Genomic DNA, 18,890 nt, shown 5'->3' on the forward strand with positions numbered 1-18,890 from the left:
GCTGTGGATTGCTTCTGTGTGTGCTCTGCTGTGGTCTTGTTCATTGCACCCAAGGTGGCGTGTATTTGACCTTAAGCTTAGATACCGCGGGATCTTTTTGCAGTTTATCCAAGAGTGATTGTTCGATACGTACAGATTGGCCGCCACTCAAGTCGAGCGTGCCGGCGACGGGGCCGTGGGTTGAATTCAGCAACAGATCGAGACGTAATGGGGTGTTGCCGGGGCGATAGCGTGCCAGGATGGCATCGATTCTTTCCCATGCGTGAGAGGTGCGTAGGTCCACGCGTAGCAACAAGCGTTGCGCATAGTCTGTACAGAGTTGCGCGTAATCCCAGCATTGACGGATCCGTAGGCTGTAGCCGCCGTTGAATTCATCTTCTCGCAGACCACCTTTGACAATCAGTATGCGGTCACGGGTCAACAGGTGGCCGAACTCTGCCAGGGCGTCGGAGAACGCACTGCATTCAATTCGACCGCGTCCGTCTTCAAGTTGTACAAAGACTTGGCTGTCTCCCTTACGGCGCACACTGACGACCAATCCTGCGAGAATGGTGTTCACCTCTGGCTGCCAAGTACGCTTTTCACCGTTGCCACGTTGTTGGGAACCCAGAATTCTTTCAAGCGCACTGGTGTTTAGATCGCAACCAACAAGTTCCTTCACTTGCTTACGGTATGGGTCGAATGGGTGGCCGCTGAAATAAAGGCCCAGCGTCTCCCGCTCTCCGTTCAACATGCGTGTTAGCGGCCATTCTTCGCATTCTGGAAGATCTAATTGGATGACTGGTGTGCCGGGGTCTGCGTTGCCGAAAAGCGAGTTTTGCCCGGACTCGCGTTCTCTGGACATTTGTTCCGTTGCTTTGATGACTTCTGGCAGTTGCAGCATGACAGAGGCGCGATTTTTACCTAGCTCGTCCAGTGCGCCAGCATGGATCATTGCTTCGAGTGCACGTCGGTTGAGTTTGGCTGAGGTGACCCGGGTACAGAAATCGAGCAGTGACGTATACGGACCGTAGTGCAACCTTTCTTTGACGATTGCCTCGCAGACGCTTTGGCCGACACCTTTAATAGCGCCCAGGCCGTATTGGATTGTGTCGGCGTGAGTTGCCTCGAACATGTAGGCTGAGTGATTGATGTTTGGTCGCAGCACCTTCAGATTGAGGTTACGTGCCTCGTCGAGGAAGCCGACGACTTTGTCGGTGTTGTCCATGTCCGAGGACAGCGTGGCTGCCATGAATTCAGCAGGATAATGGCGCTTGAGCCAAGCGGTTTGATAACTGACCAGCGCGTATGCAGCGGCGTGGGATTTATTAAAACCATAGCCGGCAAATTTCTCCATGAGGTCGAAGATTTCATCGGCTTTGACCGCGTCCATGCCACCTTTGGCGGCACCCTCGCGGAAGATCTCGCGGTGCTTGGCCATCTCGGCAGGTACTTTTTTACCCATCGCGCGACGTAGCAGGTCAGCGCTGCCCAGCGAGTAACCGCCGACAATCTGGGCCATTTGCATCACTTGTTCCTGGTACACCATGATCCCGTAGGTGTCTTTAAGAATGTTCTTCGTACGCGGGTCGGGATAGATGGTCTCTTGCACTCCGTGCTTGCGCGCGGTGAATTCAGGGATCAAGTCCATAGGGCCTGGGCGATACAGTGACACCAGTGCGATGAGATCTTCGAAGCGGTCTGGGCGTGCATCTTTGAGGAGGCGGCGCATGCCCGAGGATTCAAATTGGAATACTGCGCTCGTGTTCCCTGATGCAAAAACGTCTTTGTAAGTTGGGATGTCGTCCAGTGGAAGTGCGGTGATGTCCACCGGATCAATACAGGCGCGGGCGTGGCGTTTGTTGATTGCCTTGACCGCCCAATCAATGATGGTGAGTGTGCGTAGGCCGAGGAAGTCGAATTTCACTAAGCCGACTTCTTCCACGTCGTTTTTGTCGAATTGGGTGACGGGGTTCTTCCCGCGTCCGTTTTCGTCGTGTTCTGCAAAGAGTGGGCAGAATTCAGTGAGTGGGTTCGGTGCGATCACGACACCGCCAGCGTGCTTGCCAGCATTGCGGGTCAGATCTTCCAGTTGGCGTGCCAGGTTGAGCAGCTCCTGTACGTCCTCCTCGGCTTGATAGCGTTGTATCAGTTCTGCTGAGGCGTTGTCGTTGGTCTCGCCTTCGCCCATCGCATCTTTCAGGGTGATGCCAAGGGTGCTCGGGATCAGCTTAGCGACGCTGTCGACCAAGCCATATGGGAAACCCAATACGCGACCGACGTCGCGCACCACTGCTTTCGCAGCCATGGTGCCGTAGGTAATGATTTGACTGACCCGTTCGCGACCGTATTTGCGTGCGACGTAGCTAATGACCTCATCACGGCGTTCCATACAAAAGTCGATGTCGAAATCCGGCATTGATACGCGTTCGGGATTAAGAAAGCGTTCAAACAACAAGTTGTATGGCAGAGGGTCCAGGTCAGTAATCAGTAACGCCCACGCGACCAGTGAGCCGGCACCAGACCCGCGTCCCGGGCCGATGGGGATGCCCTGTTGTTTACCCCATTGAATGAAGTCGGCCACGATGAGGAAGTAACCGGAGAACCCCATCTTGATGATGGTGTCCAGTTCAAATTCCAGACGGGTCACGTAGTCTTCACGTGTCTGCCCTGGTGCTAATGGATGTTTCAGTAGGCGTGCTTCCAGACCTTCATGCGACTGTTTGCGGATCCAACTGTCCAACGTTTCGTCGTTGGGAACGGGGTAGTTAGGTAAGAAATAGGTCCCCAGCCGCATCTCGATATTGCAGCGTTGTGCCAAGGTGCGGGTGTTGTCCAAGGCGTCTGGGATGTCAGCAAAGAGTGCTGCCATCTCTTCGGAGGAACGCAGATACTGTTGTTCGCTGTAAGTGCGTGGTCGCTTGGGATCATCAAGCATGCGTCCAGATGCGATACAGACGCGCGCCTCGTGTGCCAGAAAGTCGCTTTGTACCAGGAAGCGAACGTCGTTGCTGGCAATCACCGGTATGCCGCGGATGCCAGCGACTTGGAGGGCAAATTGATTGAATGGTTCTTCGCCATCGCGTCCAGTGCGCGTGAGTTCCAAGTGCAAGCCGTCACCGAATACGTGTTGCCAGTCCGCCAGTTGCTGTTCGGCCAAATCAGCGCGACCTTTGGCCAACAGCTGTCCGGCCAGGCTGTGACGTCCGATTAGGGCAAATAGATTTTTGTGGTGGTCACGGACCCAGTCCGGGTGCACGGCCACTCCTCCTTCAGGGCGGTGACCTTCCAGCCAACCGCGGCTGATCAGTTGCGATAGATTCAGGTAGCCAGCGTGATCCCGACACAGCAATGTCATTCCCCACGGGGGGTGCTCTGGTTCGGCGATGAGGAGATCAGCACCGCTGATCGGCTTAATGCCGACGGTTTCAGCGGCCTTATAGAACTTAATCAGTGCGAATAGGTTGTTCAGATCCGTTACTGCCAGCGCTGGCAGTCCGAGTTCAACGGCTCTGCTGAGTAGGTTGGCTTGTTTGGCCTTTTTCGGGTGAGCCTGTTCTGGTTTCTCGGGCACGCGAATCGTTGAATCCGCTAACGAGAATTCAGTGTGAATATGGAGATGAACAAATGAAGACGTGGACATGCCGGACTGGCGCAGTAATGCGTCAGGCAGAGTAGCTTTGAGGAGAGGAGGGAACAAGCCTTGACAGGGGCAGTCTTGAGTAAGGTTTAAGGGGTGTCATCGTCATCGTGGTGAAGAGTAAGTGGCGCGAACAATCTTCATCGGATACGTATATTCCCTGGCGAGCGCGCAAGTGGGAGCTGTATTTACATGGTTTGGAGTCATCTGGGGCCGCAGTACGTCAGCGGTGTGTCATGGTGTGGCTTCTCGTGCGGTAGGGGCTTTGATATGGACGAGTGAATACAGGAGTCAATCAATGTTGATTCCTGCTAGTCGTTGTAGCGCTTCGGTGTACTTGGCCCGGGTACGGTCGATGATGTCTTGTGGCAGTGTTGGGCCTGGTGCGGTTTTGTCCCAGTCCAGTGTTTCCAGGTAGTTGCGTACGAGTTGCTTGTCGTAACTTGGTGGGCTAGTGCCGACTTGATATTCGTCGATTGGCCAGTAGCGCGATGAGTCTGGAGTGAGCATTTCGTCCATCACATAGAGGCGGCCATCAATGTCAGTGCCAAACTCCAACTTGGTATCGGCGAGTAGGATGCCGCATTCGGCTGCGTACTTGGCGGCGAAGTGGTAAATGCGCAGCGTGGCGTCCCGCACACGTTCGGCGAGTTCAGCGCCGACCATCTTGACGGTTGTGTCAAAGTCGATGTTTTCGTCGTGGTGGCCAACTGCTGCTTTGGTCGATGGGGTGAAGATGGGGTCAGGTAATTTCTCGGCTTCTTGCAGGCCGTCGGGGAGCTGAATGCCGCTGACTTTCCCGGTGCGTTGGTAATCCTTCCAGCCGCTGCCGATCAAATAGCCACGTGCGATTGCTTCAATCCCTACCGGTTTGAGTTTCTTTGTCACTACGGCACGCTGTATGTAGAGCGTTTTGTCAATGCCGTCAGGGAGTACGCTAGCGACGTTGATGCCGGTCAAGTGGTTCGGCATCAAGTGCTCGGTTTTCTGAAACCAAAAGTTGGAGATTTGGCACAGTATCTCGCCTTTCCCGGGGATCGGATCGGGTAAGACGACATCGAATGCCGAGAGGCGGTCCGTGGCGACGATGAGCAGGTACTCACCAGATCGCGTGTCGACCGGCAAGCGTTTGCGTGGAATGTCGAATACATCACGGACTTTGCCGCAGTGACGCAATGGCAGACCGGGAAGATCGGATTGCAACAGCGTAGTCAGCAAGAGATGCTCCTAATTCAAGTGGCGTCGTGGTACCCCATATATCCGTGGAGCGATGGAAAACCCCCACGGTAGACGAAGCTCCTAGTGTACGGTGATTTTACTTAGTTCGTAGCCGATTCTATGTGCTATTGGCGGCGGTGTGGGAATGTTCTTGAGGTTGCCTAGAGCATTTCAAGATTCACTAATGCTGTACTTCAAAATGCGTTTTTTTCTTTGCGGTGATATTTACAGAATGTGGTGTCGTCGCGACGGGGTCCAAGTAGGCGACAAGGTCTCGTGCAAAGGGTGGTGTTTCGGTCAATGGATACGATGTATTTGTAGTGGTGATCGTTTCACCAGTGGAGTGCCATCATTGCGGGAGTATTACTAGTCTGATGCGGTAGAGCTGTCTTTGAGGTTTGTAGTTTTTACATTTAATTGGCTAACTATTTTTTAGGTGAGATTTTATTCATGATCTTTCTTAATTAATGCGTGAGTTTTGATGCGGCTTGGCTAGAATGTCTCCCCTTAATTCCCTTGTTGGCTCGCCATTTGTGATGCACTGGTACGGAAAATTGTTTGGTTTCATTATTGGTGCACTGTTGTTTCGACCCAATCCGGTATTTGGTGTGTTGATCGGTGTGTTGATCGGTCACGCGGTGGATAAGCGGCGCTTGAGGCATCCAGAGGATGATCCATACCGCGTGATGGGATTGGGCGCGGGGGCTACGAATGCCGAGATCGAGTTGGCGTATCGTCGGCTGATGTCTAGGTACCATCCCGATAAGTTGGCGCAGGCTTCACCGCAGTTGCGTGAGCAAGCTGAGCAGAAGGTGCGCCAGATCAATGCTGCGTATGATCGTATTCAGCGTCGCTGTCGGCGTTGATCTTGGCTCAGGTATCGGGTCATTCACTTTCCTCAGAGCGTTTCATGTCCAATTGTCTGATTGCTCCATCCATTCTTTCCGCTGACTTTGCCCGTCTTGGGGCTGAGGTGGATGCTGTACTTGCGGCGGGTGCCGATTGGATCCATTTCGATGTGATGGATAATCATTACGTACCAAATTTGACCTTTGGTCCGATGGTGTGCAAGGCGTTGCGTAGTTACGGCATCACTGCGCCAATTGATGTGCATTTGATGGTGGAGCCAGTAGACCGGATCGTGCCGGATTTTGCTCAGGCCGGTGCCAGCATGATCAGCTTTCATATGGAAGCCAGCCGTCATGTGCACCGTACTATTCAGCTCATCAAGTCCCATGGTTGCATGGCTGGCTTAGTATTTAATCCGGCGACACCGGTTGATATGTTGGATTGGGTGCTGCCTGAATTGGATCTCGTCCTGTTGATGTCTGTCAATCCCGGTTTTGGTGGTCAGAGGTTCATTCCTGGTACGCTGGATAAGCTGCGCTTGGTGCGTAAAAAGATCGATCTGCTTGGTAGGCCTGTGCGCTTGCAGGTTGATGGAGGGGTCGGCATTGACAATATCGGCGCGATTGCTGAGGCCGGCGCTGATACCTTTGTTGCCGGTTCGGCGATCTTCCATGCACGTGATTATGCTGATGTGGTCGCTCAGATGCGTGCAGCGGTTGCGGCGGTTAGGTGAGGTCCTCGTATGTGTTGGGTGTGGTGACCGTCGTATCGAACGGTGTATGCCGACCCTATGTCAATGAGTGCATTTGCACACTACTAATGCTGTATTTGTAGGGTCAGTGTGTGACACTAGATTTGGATCTGCAGGGTTGATGTGATTTCCATATTTTCCAGTAAGAACGAGCATGGTTGTATGGGTGCGCTGCGAATTGATGTGTGATTTTTTCGTGATGGTGCTTGTGTGATATTGAACTTGTTTGGCTTTGTTGGAATGGTTGCTGCTTGGGTGATTGTCACTCAATAAAGCGGATGTGCGTCCTGATGAGGCGTGATGCGGTGGGGTTAAAGATCGGTACGGTTATTTCTCATCCTTATGATGTGCTTCCGGGTAAAGGTGGGGGAGTGTAGGGATGTGTCTGTATCGGTGATTGGTGCAAGTAGAGGCTTAATAAGGATGAGAAGTTGGTGTGTTGTTTGTTGTTGTTGCTATTGCTGTTGTGGTTAGCAGTCATGCCTGTGATGGAGTGAATTTCTGCATACTTGAATTTGGGATGTTTTGCAGTAGCAGGTATTTTTATGATTAAACGTGTGTATCTTTTTGCTTGAGTCAAGTTGCTGTTTAAATTCTGGAATCCTGAGATCGCAACTGTCTGAATTTGATGGGTGCTGTTGTGGCGGCACATTGATGTCCTGATGTGATGTCTCCGTGATGTTGGTTCGGGTGATCTGTCTTCGTGATTGGTTGTTAGTATTCGAATCCGGTGATAACGGCTCTTGAAGTTCGGTTCTGGTAAAGCGAGCCAGTTTTCACTTGATCAGTCTGTGTTTTTATATGACTTCTCATTTTTTATGGCGATGTTGATCCGTTGCCGTTGTCTTCCATGTTATCTGTGTCAGGAAGGAAAGTTGCTTTGATCACTGCAATGCAGTTTCAGCGTCAAGTTGCCGAAGGGTGTACCCGCATTCCAGTGGTGCGTGAAGTCCAGTCTGATTTGGATACTCCGCTTTCGATCTATTTAAAGTTTGCCGATGCTCCATATACCTATTTGTTTGAGTCGGTGGAAGGTGGGGAGCATTTTGCGAGGTATTCGATCATTGGGTTGCCGGCACGCCGTGTCTATACCTTTCATGGGCATACCCTGGTGGTGAGTGAGTTCGGTAAGGTGTTGGAAACGCGTCAAGTCGCCGATCCGCTTGCCGAAGTTGAGCTGTTGCGTGCGCAGTATGTAGTGCCGCAATTAGAAGGGTTGCCAGGTTTTACAGGCGGCTTAGTGGGGTGGTTCGGCTTTGAATGTATCCAGTACATCGAACCTCGCTTCATGGGAGGTAAAAAACGTGATGAACTTGGTACGCCAGATATTCTGCTGATGCTTTCGGAAGAGTTTGCGGTGTTTGACAGCCTCAAGGGTCGATTATATTTGATCGTTCACGCGGATCCTGCTCAACCGCATTCTTACGTTCGTGCAATGAAACGTTTGGATGCGTTGATCCACCGTCTGCGGCAAGGTGGGATGGATTATCCGCATTCACATATTTCGGAAGTGATTAACGAGGAAGATTTTCACTCTTCTTTGACGCGTGAGCAGTATCACGCTGTGGTGCGTAAGGCGCAGGAGTATGTGCGTTCGGGTGATATTTTTCAGGTTGTACCAAGTCAGCGCCTGTGTACGCAGTTTCATGCACGTCCGATTGATGTATATCGGGCGTTGCGCACGCTGAATCCGTCGCCTTATATGTATTTCATTGATATTGGTGCTACTCAGGTGGTTGGTTCATCACCGGAGATATTGGCGCGATTGCAGGGGGATGTGGTCACGGTGCGTCCTATTGCCGGCACACGCCCGCGAGGTGCGACTCCGGAGCATGACAAACGGTTGGAAATGGAGTTGTTAGCCGATCCAAAAGAGCGTGCTGAGCACGTGATGCTGATTGATTTGGGTCGCAATGATATCGGACGTGTTGTCGAGGCCGGGAGTGTACAAGTCAAGGAGTCGTTTGTAATCGAGCGTTATAGTCATGTCATGCATATTGTCAGTGAGGTCACCGGTATCTTGAAGCCGGGTTTGAACTACGTTGATGTGTTACGTGCAACGTTCCCTGCGGGTACTGTGTCCGGAGCGCCAAAGATTCGTGCATTGGAGATTATCCGTGAGTTGGAACCAGTGTGTCGCAACGTATATTCCGGTGCAGTGGGTTACATTGGCTGGCATGGAGATGCTGATACTGCAATCGCGATTCGTACTGCGGTGATTCAAAACGGTTGCTTGTACGTGCAGGCTGGCGGTGGTGTGGTGTATGACTCGGATCCAGATTTGGAGTGGCAGGAAACCATGAACAAGGCGCGTGCATTATTTAGGGCTGTGGCGCAGGCGGCCAGAGGGTTGTGATGGAGAGTGTCAAAAGTGTATGGGGCCACCACAATAGTGGCAGTGACTACGGTCCATTCACGGATGCTGTTGGTGCTTCATTCTTCCGTTATGCGTCTTCACAGTTGCCTATGTGAAAACGATTCGATTTTTCTAATTGCATAATGAGTGCATTGCTATGTTGTTGATGCTGGATAACTACGATAGCTTCACTTACAACCTCGTGCAGTACTTGCAGACGCTAGGTGCTGAAGTGATGGTGATTCGTAATGATGCGATGACAGTTGAGCAGATTGCGGCGCTCAAGCCCGAGCGCATTGTCATATCGCCGGGTCCTTGCACGCCGAATGAGGCTGGAGTGTCTCTAAAATTGATCGAGCAATTGGGTTCTTCTACCCCGATTCTCGGCATATGTCTTGGTCACCAGAGTATTGGACAAGCTTATGGGGGCGATGTTATCCGCGCTACCAATATCATGCACGGTAAAACATCGGCGATTTACCACAATGGGAAAGGGGTGTTTGTTGGTTTGCCAAATGGTTACGATGCGACGCGTTACCATTCGTTGGTTGTTGATAAAACGACATTACCGGATGTCTTGGAAGTGACTGCATGGACAGAGAATCAGGATGGGACGATTGAGGAAATCATGGGCTTGCGCCACCGCGAGTATTTTGTCGAAGGTGTGCAGTTCCATCCTGAGTCGATCCTCACCGCGCATGGTCACGCATTGCTGAAGAATTTTCTGGAGCATCCTCTCTGAGGCAGGTATCGGCTGTGTTGCTTGTGCATCAATTTCATCGTGTTGCTTGGGTCCGAGAGAACTGCTAAATGTCCATGACTGCTCAAAAAGCGCTACAGCGCATCGTCGAACACCGCGAGATCTTGCAGGATGAGATGGTGCAGTTGATGCGCCAGATCATGAATAGTGAGGTTTCCGGAATCATGGTCGCAGCGATTCTTGCCGGATTACGTGTAAAGAAGGAGACCGTTGGAGAGATTGCGGGTGCAGCGACGGTGATGCGCGAGTTCTCCCGTAAGGTGAATGTGCAAGATCGCACTCATCTGGTCGACATTGTTGGTACTGGTGGTGACGGTTGGCATACTTTCAACATTTCCACTTGTGCGATGTTTGTGGCGGCGGCTGCCGGCGCTAAAGTGGCTAAGCATGGTAATCGTAGTGTTTCTTCTAAGTCTGGTAGTGCCGATGTACTTGAGGCATTGGGGGCATCTATTGAGTTGCAGCCCTTAGAGGTGGCGGAGGCTATTGGGTGTATTGGTGTTGGTTTCATGTTTGCACCGATTCACCACCCAGTGATGCAGGTTGTTTCACCGGTGCGGCGCGAGATGGGGGTGCGTACGATTTTTAATATCCTCGGTCCGCTGACGAATCCAGCCGATGCACCCAATATCCTGATGGGTGTATTTGATCCGGATCTGGTGGGTATTCAGGTGCATGTGCTGCACAAACTTGGTGCTGAGCGTGCATTGGTTGTCTGCGGCCGTGATGGTATGGATGAACTCTCACTCGGCACCACTACCTTGGTTGGTGAGCTGCGTGGCGGTAGGGTTTGCGAGTATGAGGTGTCTCCGGAGGACTATGGGATGGCAGTGTCCCCAATTTCGAATCTACGGGTTGAAAGCTCTGCTGAGTCACGGGAGATGTTATTGAACGTGCTTGCTGGGAAACCTGGTCCAGCACTGGATGTTGTGGCGCTCAACGCGGGTGCTGCACTGTATGTGGCTGGTGTGGCGCAGGATATTGGTCATGGAGTTGCGTTGGCGCGGGAGGTGATTTTCAATGGGCGTGCCAGGAATATATTGAATCAGTATGTGGCGTTCACACGTCGCCCACGCAATGTTTGAATACTGCCTGATTAAACACGCTGTAAACTGTTTTCCGAATCGTTTTCAGAGAATTCTTTCTTGCGATGAGCAGACCCGATGAGCAACATACTCACTAAGATTCTTGCGCGGAAGGTGGAGGAGATTGCCGAGCGCCTTTTGCATGTCTCACAGGCTGAGTTGGTTGCGCGTTGTGCCGATTTGCCGACACCCCGTGGTTTTGCTGCTGCGTTGCAGGCGACGATTGCGCATGGTGACCCAGCAGTGATTGCTGAGATTAAGAAGGCCAGTCCTTCAAAAGGGGTGCTTCGCGAGGATTTTCGTCCTGCAGAGATCGCTATCTCATATGAGCTTGGTGGTGCTAGCTGTCTATCAGTGCTGACGGACGTGCATTTCTTCAAGGGTCACGATGATTATTTGAGTCAGGCGCGTGATGCTTGCACTCTTCCGGTGTTGCGCAAAGATTTCACGATAGACCCGTATCAGGTGTATGAGGCACGTGTGCTTGGTGCTGATTGTATTTTGCTGATTGTCGCTGCATTGGACGATGCTCAATTGGTTGATTTGTCCGGCTTGGCATTGCAATTGGGGATGGATGTGCTGGTTGAGGTTCACGATATTGACGAACTTGAGCGTGCAATACAGATTTCTGCGCCATTGATTGGTATCAACAACCGTAATCTGAGTACCTTCAACGTGTCATTGGAGACAACGTTGACAATGAAAGGGTTAGTGCCGCGTGATCGTTTGCTCGTAAGTGAGAGCGGTATCCTTACCTCTGCCGATGTGCAACGGTTGCGTGCTGCGGGTGTGAATGCGTTTCTTGTTGGTGAGGCGTTTATGCGTGCGGCTGAACCTGGTGAGTCACTCAGAGAGATGTTCTTCATCACGTGAGTGCATTATCTCCATCTTTGCGCGAGGATGCGCCATTAGTTGTCTTTGATTTCGATCATACGTTGTACGATGGCGATTCTGGCAGTGATTTGTTCGCTTGGTTGATGCTGCGTAATCCGCTGCGCTTGCTGGTAGCACTTCTAGTGACGCCTTTACTGGGCCCGTTGGTCGCAATGCTGGCGACGCGGCGCCGTAGTCTTTCCTGTTACGTTTGGATTGCTACCTTTGGCATGCGCTATACGCATGAGTTCAATAAGGTCATCAGGGATTATGTGCGAGGACATGCGTCGCAGATCCGCAAGCGCTTATTACCGAAGGCGTTGGAAGTATTTGCGTCCCATCGTATTGCTGGAGATTGTGTGGTGGTGGCCACTGGTGCTCCTCCTGAACTGGTAAGGGAAATCCTGGCTTTGGTAGCTGATCAGCAGGAGGTGGTGCCTGTGATTGGCAGTTCTATCGTGCCGCGTTTGGGGGCAATCATTGTTGCTCGTCATTGCCACCATGAGGAAAAAATGCGGATGCTCCGTGAACAGGGCTATGGTGATGTTGCTGTGGCGTATTCGGATAGTACTGCAGATTTACCGTTACTTATGGCAGCAAAGGTACCCGTGGTGGTGAATCCCAAGCCCAAGCGTGAAAAATTGTTCCGTAGGGTGTTGCAGCCGGGTACATCAATCATTCACTGGGGATGTCCTCGCCGTGGAGGCGCTTGCGATTAGGGTGAGGCAAGTATTCGTTGTGTTGAGATGTCTATCTGGAAGTGAGCATATGGAGATCGCAGCAGCACAATTGGAGCAGGTTGGTTGCACACTGTTTTTTAGTCACTTTGCCCAGGTAATACAGCAATTTCAATCCGAACGTTTGCAGATAGGATGGGATTGCTGAGACTGCATGTGTATGTGCGATGGTGGCAAAACGGTATCCAATCGTTTCTCGTCGTGATAATTGCGGGGATGTACAAGCCTGACCATCATTTTGATTGACGGGACGCTCATTTGTGGTGCGCGTATTTAGGTGGATTCTTAGAAACAGCTTTTCCCAAGCGTTCTGTGGACTTTGGCATCGCGTTGTTTTTGTTTTAAGCAAACGATTCTCTCTGATATTCACTGTCATAAAAGCCCAGGGTATCAGTGGGACATGACAAGAGAAGCATCTCAAATTGCCTGTCCGTCAAAATGTTGATTGCTGACGAGCAAGAGTGATGACATCAATACTTTGGTGTGAACGCTTGGATCCATGGTTGTCGAAGGGAAGGTGACGCCGTGCTCATGCAGGTTGAAATGTCTCCGTCATCCCGTTGGGGCTATCTATCCTGTGGTTGCTATTGATATCGCGTGTGACAGGTTTAGCGGAGTGTCAACGTAGGCATACATTGAGAATATTTTGGGATTAGCTTTGCTGTTTTTGTCACGGGTTGGTTGTTTACAAGTGTTGCCAACCAGTGCTTTGCTGTTTTTCTTCTATCACAAGTGCGGGATTGCAATCAGGGATGGTGGGATAAGGTTTTATGTATTCCGTGTTTTTTTGTCTCTGGTTTTCCCTGATCGCAATACGTAGGTAGTGGACGTCCTATTTTCTATGAAGTGTGGGCCATTTTCTGCAAATATTTTTACATAAAATTCATTTATTAATAGATTTTTCCTATTATTCATAATAAAGTGTGATGTATGGTGATAAAATATTTTGATATTCATCATAAAATAACAGGGCTATGGAGAGTTTAGAAACAACCGATCTACGTCTTGCTGTCACTTGTCAGCGCTTTCCTGCTTACTCGCGTAATCAAGCCGTGCTTTTAGGTTTGGTCAAACATATTTACAAGCGGATTCATACGGATTGCAATCGATTCTTACGTCGGTTTGGTCTCAGTTATCCTGAATACGATATTCTGATGATCATATACGGTACTGAGGATTTTTCTCTGACACCAACCGAGGTCGCCGAGTCTTCTGGTGAAAAGCCAGCGAACGTGACTCGTTTAACAAACAGTCTTTGCGAGAAAGGGTTGATTCGACGTTCTATTCATCACAATGATCGTCGTAAGGTCACTCTGACTTTAGAACCAGCTGCTTTGGAATTGCTCGACAAGGCATTGCCGGAGGCTTGTGTGCAGATGGAAGCGCAGGTTTGTAATCTATCTGAACAGGAGAATCAGGAATTAGAACATCTGTTGAAGAAGATGCTTTCGATGATTGATAACTCTACTGATAAGCAATAATTGCAATCCCTGTGACCCAGTAGTTTTCGTATTCGCTACTCTTACTAATTGGAAATTGCCAATTCTAAAGATTGTTGAAGAGGCATATATACTGGCTTGCTGTATGAATAAGTCGGTGCCCTTGGCGTTGCCTCGTAATTGAGTATGGAAGTAGCGCTAATGCGGTTGGTCTTTTGTTGCAACTCAAGATCAGCTCACTTTGGTCGCGTGGATCTGAAAGCCGCCAAGTTGAATCAGCCATTCTTTCGTGCCTGCTTGTAAAGTAAAGATGCGTGACAAGGGAAAGTTGCAGTCCGTCAAATTGCTGTTGTGCTGTTGCTTTGCACTTCCTTCATGCAGAGTCAACCAAGTGGATATTAATGGTTCTAGCGACGCTGGTGAGCGTACGTAGAGCAGGTCGAAGTTTTCTATCGCATTACGCAGCGTATCAACAGAAACGCCTATGGGAGGCCATAAGCGTTTTGGTCGCGTGGACTAGTGGTGGAGAAGAGGAGGATCGAACTCCCGACCTCGTCATTGCGAACGACGCGCTCTACCAGCTGAGCTACTTCCCCGTCCTGCAAGGTAGCCATAATAATACTATGGTGATTGAGTGAAACAAGAGTTCCTGTCGAGTTTTCATGATAACGATACTTCTTGAAATATCTTCAGTATCACTCTGAAAAAGCAGTAGCACATGTTTTGATAAACGTCTGTTGTTTCTATTAAACGTGTGTATTTGTAGAGATGTCCGATAGTGTCAGGAAGGTCAGCCGCATACGCTACTATCGGCTCACATCAATCAATATGTTTTGGTATTTGAAATCTTCAACGGGCAGTTTTTATTGGCGCTTTAGGGATTTTCAATCTTTTCGAGTCGTTATTTTTATTAGACACCATGGGAAGATGGTTTTACTGGTGTGGGATAGTGGGTGCGTATGGAGTGATAACCATAAATTCGATTAAATGCTCTATTAACGTAAAAGTGACTATGTAATTTTTATCTTCTTTTTAGTGTTTTTATGAAGTAGTAGGCCTCTCTTCTTTTGAAGGTTATAGGACGATTTTTATTGATGATATGACTCGATTAAATCCTATGAATAATGATATTCGCTATGAGTAATTTTTATTTCGCCGATGGTTGTAGACAGGATATGTTTGCGCACCACGGTATTTGTGTCCAAGGAGACTTCATCGATTTTGGATTACTGTGTTGTTGGTGATGTAGAGATAATTCGTTATAGATAATCTCTAATTCAGAAATATCCGTTATTTAAGAAAGTGGATTTGAGGAGGCAGAAGTATCTCTGAGTGTGTATGGCGATATGGATGAAGGAAATAGAAAAATTAAAACGTTTTACGTGCGTTGCTGATGATCAAGGCGTGTGTGTCTTGCTCTGGTTTTTGTAACATGTGAATTTATTTGGTGGATGGAGCTTGTTACAAGTTCTAAACCATGATTGTCTGTGTAATGGATTTGGAAGATTTTGATGATCCATTCTCGAAAAATAAATAGTGAAGTGCAGTTTGTGTGGGAGTGAGTGGTGCTCTAATCTCTGATAAAAATTGAGTCACGATACCGACATCGACATAGCGCTATGCCTCATAGTGTACGGCCATAAAATTATGTTTTGGAAAGTGCACGAATATGGGTGGCGTTGTTGAGAGAGTGTCCTCGGTTGTGGTGCTGGGTATGGCGTCCATACTGTATTGCCGCGAGAGATCATGATGAATAGAGATACTGAACTCAGCCGATTTTCTGACTATCGTGCTGGCCATCTTCTCAATAGTGGGATGGTTCTTGCTCGGTGTTTGATCATTGCCCAGGTAACGGAATTGGCTGCCATGCTGGAGGTGTTGTTTCAGGCGTTGTGCGATGGCATTGCGTGTTGTCTTGATGGAGGCTGGAGTAACGTTAGGGTGAGGGGGTGTATATGAGCATACAAATCGGTCATCTCACTTTTGAGCAGGCACATGCGCAACTTGCGCCGTGGGCGCAGCGCGCTCCTGCGATTACTGTGAACGAATACGCGCAGCGCATTGAGCAAGCGCGTGTATTGATGCGTATCCAAGGGGTCGATGCATTGTTGGTCGGTGCTGGCGCGTCGCTGCGCTATTTTACTGGGGTGCCTTGGCATGCGAGTGAACGTCTGGTGGCGCTATTGATCTTGTTGTCCGGTGATCCGCTGTTGATTTGCCCAGTGTTCGAGGAAGGGTCGCTTGATGCAGTGTTGTTATTACCAGTCGGCAAGCGTTTGTGGGAGGAGCACGAGGATCCGTATGCGTTGGTGGCGCAGGCAATGCGTGAACATGGTGCGCGTACGCTTGCGTTGGATTCTGGTGCGACGTTTGCGGTGCATACAGGGTTATGCCGTCATGTAGATGCGGGGGCGATTACTGATGCAACTGCGATTGTTGATGGTTGCCGGTTGTGCAAGTCGCCAGCGGAATTAGCGTTGATGCAGCAAGCATGTGACATGACATTGCAAGTGCAGCGTTTGGCTGCGGGGATTGCGCATGAGGGCATCGGTACGGATGCGATGGTGCGGTTCATTGATGAGGCGCATCGTGCGCTAGGTGCCGACAACGGTTCGACTTTTTGCATTGTGCAGTTCGGCGAGGCGACGGCGTTTCCGCATGGTATTCCTGGGGTGCAGCACTTGGTTGAGGGCCAGTTAGTATTGATTGATACAGGTTGTACGGTGCAGGGCTATCACTCGGATATCACACGTACCTGGATTTACGGTAAGCCTAGCGATCATCAGCGGCGCATCTGGGATTTGGAGCAGGCTGCGCAGGCGGCAGCATTTGCAGTGGTGCGGCCTGGTGTGGCTTGCGAGGTGGTGGATAGGGCGGCACGTCAGGTTCTTGAACTCGGTGGTTTGGGACCTGATTACCGTCTCCCGGGCTTGCCGCACCGTACGGGCCATGGGTGTGGTCTTGCGATTCACGAGGCGCCGTATTTGGTGCGTGGTAACCGCACTGTACTTTGTCCTGGGATGTGCGCCAGTGATGAGCCGATGATCGTGGTCCCGGGGCACTTTGGTGTGCGTCTTGAGGATCATTTTCACGTCACGGAGGATGGCGCACACTGGTTCACATTGCCCTCACCAGAGATCGACAGGCCGTTTATCTGATGGTCAAGAGACTCCGCTTCATCTAATTTTTCTGGTTTGTGTGAAGTAGCGAAGCGACGGGGATTGTGATCTAGATGTGGTCACTTTGCCTTTGCTTCTTTATCTGCTTGGGGTGAGAGGATGTCTTGAGGGTATAGATGAGAACTTCCACGCAAAGAGCCGTACATTAAATTTTGGGAATTAATTGCATGCCGTCGATCTGCACTCTTGCTGTCTCGCTGTTGTCTGTGGTGCTGCTGTCGGCGTGCACTAGTTCTAGTTCACTTAGCAGGAGTGATACCCGTGATTGCCGTGTGATTCCGTCTGAGCAGGCGGCCCGTGCCTTCGATCAGTTGCTCAATGAGCAGTGGCAGTACGAGCTTGCCCATAGTCCTGAGTTTGCCAGCATCATCGGGGATAAGCGGTACAACGATCGTTGGAGTGACTATTCGTCTGCTGCAGTTGCTGCAGACCGTCAGGCGACTGTGGGGTTTTTGGCAAAGTTTCAGAAGGTCAATGCGGCTGCGCTTGATGGGCAGCGCCAACTGAGTTTGATATTGATGCAGCGCCAGTTGCAGGACCATCTGGAGGCAATCCGGCTGAGGTTGCACGAGATGCTGTTAGAGCCTGTTGGCGGTGTTCATTTGGAACTTGCCAGTGATGCCGACATGTTCCCATTTGATGACATCAAGGATTATCGGGATTACATCAAGCGCTTGCAGCGGGTGCCTGCGCTGATTGATCAGGTGATTGAGATTTCGCGCCAGGGTGCGCAGGACGGTCTGACGCAGCCGCGTTATCTATTGGAGACGCTCCCGGCACAGATTCGCAAGATTGCTGAGGCGGCGGGTGCCGACAGTCCATTCGCTTCGCCATTGAAGACGCTTGATCAAGTGGTCACGGATGCAGCGCAGCGTGCGCAATTGCGTGCGGCGCTGATCACTGCGATAGATCAGCAGGTACGTCCGGCGTATGAAACGCTGGCAGCGTTTGTGCAGAACGAGTATGCGGCGAAGGGCCGTGAGCACGAGGGGCTATGGTCGTTGCCGGATGGGGAGGCACGCTATCGTTTTGCAATTCACACGCAGACCACCACTGACCGTTCTCCGGAGGACATTCATCGCATTGGTCTGCGTGAGGTTGCACGGATTGAGGGTGAGATGACTGCAATCGCGATCTCAATCGGTTACAAGGACTTGGCTAGCTTCCGCAAGGCGGTGGCGAATGATAAGGCGCATTTTGCGGAGGATGATGAGCAGATCCTCGGTTTGTATCGCGGTTACATCGCTGGCATGCAGGTGGCGTTGCCTAAGCTGTTTGAGGATGGTGATTTGCCGAAGACTCCGCTGGAGGTGCGGGCAATGCCAGCGTTCCGCCGCCAGGCGCCCGGTGCCGAATATTTGCAGGGCACTCCGGAAGGGAGCAAGCCGGCTATTGTGATGGTCAACACCAACGATGCGATTGAGCGTACGTTGGTTAATGTCGAGACAACGGCCTACCATGAGGGGGTGCCAGGGCATCACTTGCAAATCTCGTTGGCGCAGAGGTTGCCACTGCCGCCGTTTCGGCAGCATGCGGGTTACAACGCGTATGTTGAAGGATGGGCGTTGTACGCTGAGCGCTTGGGTAAGGAGGCCGGTTTCTTCAAAGACCCTTACAGTGATTATGGGCGCTTGGCGGGGGAGCTGTTGCGCGCTAATCGCTTGGTATTGGATACGGGGGTGCACTATAAGCGCTGGACGCGGCAGCAGATGGTCGATTTTTTCCATGCGCACCCGTCCGATGATGAGCCGAGCATTCAGGCGGAGACGGATCGTTACATTGTCTGGCCGGGGCAGGCGTTGGGCTACAAGCTGGGTGAGATGCAGATCCTAAGGTTGCGTGCTAAGGCTGAGAAGGTTCTCGGTGCCCGGTTCGATCTCCGAGCATTTCATGATGCGGTGTTGGGTGGTGGTGCGATGCCTTTGGATGTGTTGGCGCAGCGGATTGATGCGTGGATTGCTCAAGTGCAGGGTGTGCAGCAGGCGAAGCGATGATGCGGTGTATTCGTCTGTTCTGGATCGCTT

13 protein-coding genes and 1 tRNA gene are annotated in these 18,890 nt (G+C 50.9%); 11 read left to right on the forward strand and 3 right to left on the reverse strand.

Annotated features, from left to right (window positions below; translation table 11 throughout):
* Positions 1–40: 40 nt before the first annotated feature.
* Both dnaE and F7G16_RS00850 read right to left on the reverse strand, forming a co-directional pair.
* Positions 41–3,622 carry a DNA polymerase III subunit alpha gene (gene dnaE, locus F7G16_RS00845; RefSeq protein WP_004572983.1) on the reverse strand — a complete coding sequence of 1,194 codons (3,582 nt, stop codon included), beginning with the start codon at positions 3,620–3,622 and terminating at the stop codon, positions 41–43.
* 288 nt (positions 3,623–3,910) lie between these two features.
* Positions 3,911–4,837: a phosphoribosylaminoimidazolesuccinocarboxamide synthase gene (locus tag F7G16_RS00850; RefSeq protein WP_004572982.1), complete on the reverse strand. Its 927-nt coding sequence runs from the start codon at positions 4,835–4,837 to the stop codon at positions 3,911–3,913.
* Between the two features lie 536 nt (positions 4,838–5,373).
* Between F7G16_RS00850 and F7G16_RS00855 the strand changes: the two genes are divergently transcribed.
* From F7G16_RS00855 to F7G16_RS00890, 8 genes are all read left to right on the forward strand, one after another.
* Positions 5,374–5,703: a J domain-containing protein gene (locus F7G16_RS00855; RefSeq protein WP_004572981.1), complete on the forward strand. Its 330-nt coding sequence runs from the start codon at positions 5,374–5,376 to the stop codon at positions 5,701–5,703.
* 44 nt (positions 5,704–5,747) lie between these two features.
* The gene (gene rpe, locus F7G16_RS00860) at positions 5,748–6,419 is read left to right on the forward strand and encodes a ribulose-phosphate 3-epimerase (RefSeq protein ID WP_004572980.1); all 672 of its coding nucleotides are present in this window, start codon (positions 5,748–5,750) and stop codon (positions 6,417–6,419) included.
* Between the two features lie 898 nt (positions 6,420–7,317).
* A complete protein-coding gene (gene trpE, locus F7G16_RS00865) occupies positions 7,318–8,793 on the forward strand; it encodes an anthranilate synthase component I (protein WP_011097527.1) in 1,476 nt (491 codons plus the stop codon).
* Positions 8,794–8,950: 157 nt separating this feature from the next.
* Positions 8,951–9,535: an aminodeoxychorismate/anthranilate synthase component II gene (locus F7G16_RS00870; RefSeq protein ID WP_004572977.1), complete on the forward strand. Its 585-nt coding sequence runs from the start codon at positions 8,951–8,953 to the stop codon at positions 9,533–9,535.
* A gap of 68 nt (positions 9,536–9,603) precedes the next feature.
* The gene (trpD, locus tag F7G16_RS00875) at positions 9,604–10,638 is read left to right on the forward strand and encodes an anthranilate phosphoribosyltransferase (RefSeq protein ID WP_004572976.1); all 1,035 of its coding nucleotides are present in this window, start codon (positions 9,604–9,606) and stop codon (positions 10,636–10,638) included.
* A 78-nt stretch (positions 10,639–10,716) separates the two neighbouring features.
* Complete coding sequence (gene trpC, locus F7G16_RS00880; protein ID WP_004572975.1) at positions 10,717–11,511, forward strand: indole-3-glycerol phosphate synthase TrpC; 795 nt, start codon at positions 10,717–10,719, stop codon at positions 11,509–11,511.
* Complete coding sequence (locus F7G16_RS00885) at positions 11,508–12,230, forward strand: haloacid dehalogenase-like hydrolase (RefSeq protein ID WP_011097528.1); 723 nt, start codon at positions 11,508–11,510, stop codon at positions 12,228–12,230. The genes trpC and F7G16_RS00885 overlap by 4 nt, the downstream gene beginning before the upstream one ends.
* Positions 12,231–13,222: 992 nt before the next feature.
* Complete coding sequence (locus F7G16_RS00890; protein ID WP_004572972.1) at positions 13,223–13,729, forward strand: MarR family winged helix-turn-helix transcriptional regulator; 507 nt, start codon at positions 13,223–13,225, stop codon at positions 13,727–13,729.
* A gap of 478 nt (positions 13,730–14,207) precedes the next feature.
* Here the strand turns inward: F7G16_RS00890 and F7G16_RS00895 are convergent.
* Positions 14,208–14,283: transfer RNA gene (locus F7G16_RS00895), tRNA-Ala, on the reverse strand.
* Between the two features lie 1,153 nt (positions 14,284–15,436).
* Here F7G16_RS00895 and F7G16_RS00900 point away from each other — a divergent pair.
* The 3 genes from F7G16_RS00900 (at position 15,437) to F7G16_RS00910 (ending at position 18,860) form a co-directional block, all read left to right on the forward strand.
* Positions 15,437–15,646 (forward strand): hypothetical protein, encoded by a 210-nt coding sequence (locus tag F7G16_RS00900; protein WP_004572971.1) that lies wholly within the window; start codon positions 15,437–15,439, stop codon positions 15,644–15,646.
* A complete protein-coding gene (locus tag F7G16_RS00905) occupies positions 15,643–16,845 on the forward strand; it encodes a M24 family metallopeptidase (protein ID WP_004572970.1) in 1,203 nt (400 codons plus the stop codon). The genes F7G16_RS00900 and F7G16_RS00905 overlap by 4 nt, the downstream gene beginning before the upstream one ends.
* Before the next feature lie 188 nt (positions 16,846–17,033).
* Positions 17,034–18,860 carry a DUF885 domain-containing protein gene (locus F7G16_RS00910; protein WP_004572969.1) on the forward strand — a complete coding sequence of 609 codons (1,827 nt, stop codon included), beginning with the start codon at positions 17,034–17,036 and terminating at the stop codon, positions 18,858–18,860.
* The last annotated feature ends 30 nt before the right edge of the window (positions 18,861–18,890 follow it).

The organism is Xylella fastidiosa (genome assembly GCF_011801475.1).
Lineage (GTDB): Bacteria > Pseudomonadota > Gammaproteobacteria > Xanthomonadales > Xanthomonadaceae > Xylella > Xylella fastidiosa.